Annotated in this window: 3 protein-coding genes, 1 pseudogene and 1 riboswitch; of the genes and pseudogenes, 1 reads left to right on the top strand and 3 read right to left on the bottom strand. The window is 69.2% G+C overall.

The annotated features are described in order from the left end of the window. Positions 1-213 precede the first annotated feature (213 nt). A complete protein-coding gene (locus J1C73_RS00765; protein ID WP_207314592.1) occupies positions 214-909 on the bottom strand; it encodes a flavin reductase family protein in 696 nt (231 codons plus the stop codon). Positions 910-1,036: 127 nt separating this feature from the next. Then, the gene (gene ybiA, locus J1C73_RS00760) at positions 1,037-1,525 is read right to left on the bottom strand and encodes a riboflavin biosynthesis intermediates N-glycosidase (RefSeq protein ID WP_207314591.1); all 489 of its coding nucleotides are present in this window, start codon (positions 1,523-1,525) and stop codon (positions 1,037-1,039) included. 195 nt (positions 1,526-1,720) lie between these two features. Here ybiA and J1C73_RS00755 point away from each other — a divergent pair, with 195 nt between their 5' ends. Continuing rightward, positions 1,721-2,857: an MFS transporter gene (locus tag J1C73_RS00755; protein ID WP_207314590.1), complete on the top strand. Its 1,137-nt coding sequence runs from the start codon at positions 1,721-1,723 to the stop codon at positions 2,855-2,857. Between the two features lie 30 nt (positions 2,858-2,887). On the opposite strand, the pseudogene J1C73_RS00750 reads toward J1C73_RS00755, so the two are convergent. Beyond that, a pseudogene (locus J1C73_RS00750) lies at positions 2,888-3,975 on the bottom strand (cytosine permease). Beyond that, positions 3,966-4,060: riboswitch (TPP riboswitch) on the bottom strand. (Overlaps the previous pseudogene by 10 nt.) Between the last annotated feature and the right edge of the window lie 567 nt (positions 4,061-4,627).

Here is a 4,627-nt window from a genome sequence, read left to right as displayed (position 1 = left end):
TCCACTAACTGAACGGTATTGCACCTAAACCCGGTGCGATGTGCCCGTTCGGTGTCAGTGACGACATATCAGGTTGGTGCGTGTCTGCTGGTGGTGGCGGGTTTGGTGGATCGGTTTGCTGACGTGGGGTGGTGTATGCGGGTGGTGTTGCTGTCACGGGGCGGCAGGTTGTTCGGTGGAGCCGGGTGCGTGCCTCGGCCGGGCCGCCCGAACTCAGCTGGGCACGGTGCCGTCGAGCGCGGGCTCCGAGGCGCGCTTCCCGGAGCTGCGGGGTGTCTGTGCGCGGTAGGAACGGCCGAGCTCCGGGCCGAGTCCGAAGTAGTGGCGGAAGTTGTAGATGAGGGGGCTCCAGGTGCCCGGGTCGATGTAGTCGGTGCCGGGAACGACGATGCGGTGGTCGGCGTGGACTTTACGCACGACGGCCTCGACGATGACGAACCCTCCGGAGACGTCCGGCCGGATCCGCTCGGCGTGGGCTTCCAGCTGGATCGGGCACTGGGCGACGCGAGGCGGCCGGACCAGGTGGGACGGTTCGCCGGTCAGGCCGGCTGCGGCGAATTTGTCCGGCACGAAGCGGCAGCCCCGGGGCTTGGTCGAGGGCACCGGATTCCGGCCGGTCAGGGGCGCCAGCCTCTCCACCGCCGGCCACTGAGCGGGGGCCGGGAGACTGATCACCAGCTCGGGCCGGCTGCCGAGGTTGTACGCGGTCTGCCCCTCACGGCCCAGTCCGATCACCACCGTCTGCCCGAGGGCCCACGCGGAGGATATCGGGGCGAGATTGAACGAACCGTCCTGGTTCTCTGTCGACAGGAGCACCACTGGCGTCCCGAAGTACAGGATGCTCGGTTCGATCTCGATGTGGGTGACGGCTGCTTCCGCGGACAGGGTGCTGGGAGGGGCTGTGTTCATGGCGGCAGCCTAGGATCCGGTCATTTCGGCAGCGGCCGAAGTGTCCCGGTGAGGACTGGCCGTACGGACACGCGGCGCGCACATGAGACCGCTCGGGGCGTGGGACTCGACACGGCGCTTTCCCCGGTTACCGCCCCGGGCGTCCGCTGCCGCTGCGGGCCTCGGAGGCTTCGTCGAATTCTGCGCGGAGCCGGCCGCGAGTACGCATCAGGATCCGCCCGAGCATGTTCTTGCCGGACCCGGTACTGCCCCGGCCCCAGTAGTGATCGGCAGTGGTGTCCTCAACGATCTCTTCGTCACCGGTGGACAGCAGAATGCCGCGGATGTCCGCGTGCGTAAGGAACTTGGCCGCCACCGCACGGCGCATCACGTCGTCCTTGGCCCGTTCCCAGTCCCGCCGCATCGGTTTGGACGGGTCACGGCCCAGCTCTGCGGCGCGCAGCGGGGTGCGAGCACGACGGATGAGATCCGCGTGTCGGGTGCCGATGAACTTCTGCGCCTGGAAGTAGTGCTCCGAGGTCGGCCACCAGTGCCCGTCGAGGTCCAGGCCGTGATCGGAGAAGTTCGAGAAGCAACCGTGAGGGATTTCGTCGGCGCCGTAGAAGTAGATCGTCATGGCTGCCTCGCGTAAGTGACGGAAACCCGCACGGTGCCAGGCACGCTCCCGCCCCGCAACGAGATTTCCGCGGACACCGTCTCAAGCGGGTGAACGGCCGCGTCACCGGAGCATGCGAACTGGCCGTCCACGGGGCCCGGGAATAGCTTGGCTCCCGTAGGCGGCCGAGGCACCTCCGACGGGCGGGACGGTTCCATGCAGAGCACAGCCGTACGCCCCGGCGGCGTCGAGGATACCCAGGGCCCGGGCTACAAGTGGATCGCCCTGTCGAACACCACGCTGGGTGTGCTGATCGCGACGATCAACCTGTCGATCATCCTCATCGCGCTGCCGGACATCTTCCGCGGCATCGGAGTGGACCCCCTGCAGCCGGGCAACACGAGTCTGCTGCTCTGGCTGATCATGAGTTACATGGTCGTCACCGCGGTCCTGGTGGTGAGCTTCGGCCGACTGGGTGACATGTACGGCCGGGTCCGGATGTACAACCTGGGGTTCGCGGTCTTCACGGCGTTCTCCGTACTGCTCTCGGTGACCTGGATGCACGGCACCGCCGGCGCCCTGTGGCTGATCGGGATGCGCGTACTCCAGGGCGTGGGCGGAGCGATGCTGATGGCGAACTCGAACGCCATCCTCACCGACGCCTTCCCGCCCCGCCAGCGTGGTCTCGCGCTGGGACTCAACCAGGTCGCGGCGATCGCGGGGTCGTTCATGGGACTCGTGCTCGGCGGGCTGCTCGGTCCCTTCAACTGGCACCTGGTGTTCCTGGTCTCCGTCCCGATCGGGCTGTTCGGAACGGTCTGGGCCTATCTGAAGCTGTACGACACCGGAGGATTGTTCGCCTCGCCCAACCGGGCGGCGATCATGAACAGTCTGCCGCCGGACCAGCGTGGTGTGGGCGCGGGAATCAGCACCACCTTCCAGAACTCGGCCACCGTGCTGTCCATCGGCATCTTCTTCTCGCTGATGATCGCCGGGCTGGCGAGTTCGCTGCCGGACACGCTCGCCCACGGCCTCACCGAACAGGGCGTGCCGTCCGCCGACGCGGCGCGCGTCGCGGCCCTGCCGCCCGTCGGCGTGCTGTTCGCGGCGCTCCTGGGATACAACCCGGTGCGCAGCCTGCTCGGCCCGGAGACCCTGGCGCAGTTGCCCGCCAGTCACGCCGACTACCTCACCGGACGGGCGTTCTTCCCGACGCTGATCTCCGAACCGTTCGAGCAGGGACTCTCCGTCGCCTTCGACTTCGCCATCGTGGCGTGCCTGGTGGCCGCGGTCGTCTCGCTGCTCCGCGGAGGCCGCTACGTCAACGGCGAGACGGCGACAGCGAAGGCATGAACCGCGCGGAACGCCGCCGGCCGGGGAGCGTCAGGGGCGGCGGCGCAGCCGCAGCGGGGCGTAGACGGCCAGGGCGGCGAGGAACGCCACCCCGTAGGCGAGATCCGCTCCGTGCAGCGCCTTTGCCACCGGGCCCACGTACAGGCTGGTGCTCATGAACGGCACCGCTGCGGCGAACGCGACGGCGAAGGCGGTGAGCGCCGGCCACCATGGCTGAGGGCGGGAGCTCTCGGCGGCCAGGTCGATGGGGGAGCCGCCGCGGGCCCTCGCCCGGACGATCCAGTCGACGGCCACGATCGCGACGAAACCGGGGATCCAGTAGCCGACGAGAAGCAGCACGTTCTGGAGGCGTGCCGTGGTGTCGGCCGCGTGCATCCACAGCACGAGCGGGAATCCGAGAGCGGCGGAGAGCGCCGCGGCGACGGGGCGCGGCAGGCGGACCCCCATGGTCTGCAGAGCGAGCGATCCGCTGTAGTCGTTCATGGCGTTGCTGCACAGCGCCGCGACACACCCTGCAGGAGTTTCGCGGCGAGCACCGCGAAGGCGGCCGCGAGGACGAAGGTCATCACGGTCTGGAGCCGGTGGATCATCTCGTACCCCAGTACGCCGAGCGCGCCCTGGGCGGTCATCATGACCAGCACCCCCAGCCAGAACGGCCAGCCGCACAGCTGGGCCAGCGCGTCCCCTCCGAACAGGCCGATCAGCGCGTCCCAGGCGATGGACGACAGCCACTGAAGTGCGCCCGGGAGCACCACACCACGGCCGAACGCCAGCCGGGCGAGCGGGAGTTGTCCGGCGCCGGTCCGGCTTCCCCAGGTTCCCAGATACGCGGTGGGCGCGGCGCCCGCGAGCGTGCCGAGCACGACGGCGGTGAGCGCCGTGGCGAAGCCCAGGCCCAGCGCGATGCCGACGGTGCCGGTGAAGACGCCGGTCATGGTCAGGTTGGGGGCGAACCAGACGGTGAACAGCCGGCCGGGCCCGCCGTAGCGACGGTCCTCGGGAACGGGGGCTATCCCGTTCGCCTCGATGCGCAGATCGCCGGGGGCGGTGGGCATCCGCCCCTCGAACGCGGGCCGCTGGGCGGCGGCGCGCTCGTCCTGGGCATACGGCAATGACATGAAGACATCCCTCCGCCAGTGCTAACTGGTTCAGGTTCGACGGGTGTGTTCTCAGCCCTCGTGCGGGGCACCCCGTGTCCGGTTCGGCGGTCAGGATAGCCGGGCCCGTGCTCAGGCCCGTGCGGCGGGGTTGCGGTGGGGCGACGGCGATCTGTCCGTACGGGGGATCCGTCCGTGCCGACGGGTCAGCCCGGGAGCGCACAGCGGAAGCCGCACGGTTACCGCACCCGACGGCGTCGTCCTGGAGCCGTCGGACGGCACGCTGAAGGTGCGCGATTCCTGGGGCGCCGCCGCCCGGGTGGCCGTCCGGGCCACCGTGGCGCCGGTCATCCGGTCTGCCCCTCATGCCCCTCGGTATCCAACATTAGTAAACGTCTAGACCAAACAGGATCGAACGAAAGTCCTTGACTGCCCGCCCCGGTTGCGGAATTCTCCTGAACACTTCGCTGGTTTAGACCACTTGGAGATTCTGTGAGACGTCGTGACATGACATCACTCGCATGCCTGCTGGCCACGGCGACCGCCGTGATGTGCCTGGCATCGCCCTCCAGCGCCGCCCGCCCGGCCGGTCCGCCCGGCGCCGCCGCCCTCCCGCCGGTCTCACCCAATCCGCAGTCCATCAGCCGCACCGGCTCCGCTGCCACCGTCACCG

This window comes from Streptomyces laculatispora, assembly GCF_017353455.1.
Lineage (GTDB): Bacteria > Actinomycetota > Actinomycetes > Streptomycetales > Streptomycetaceae > Streptomyces > Streptomyces laculatispora.
This window is presented reverse-complemented; position numbering and strand designations above follow the sequence as displayed.

Coding starts and splice junctions, on each gene's coding strand:
- J1C73_RS00765 (WP_207314592.1), bottom strand. CDS start 909: ATGAACACAGCCCCTCCCAGCACCCTGTCCGCGGAAGCAGCCGTCACC.
- ybiA (WP_207314591.1), bottom strand. CDS start 1,525: ATGACGATCTACTTCTACGGCGCCGACGAAATCCCTCACGGTTGCTTC.
- J1C73_RS00755 (WP_207314590.1), top strand. CDS start 1,721: ATGCAGAGCACAGCCGTACGCCCCGGCGGCGTCGAGGATACCCAGGGC.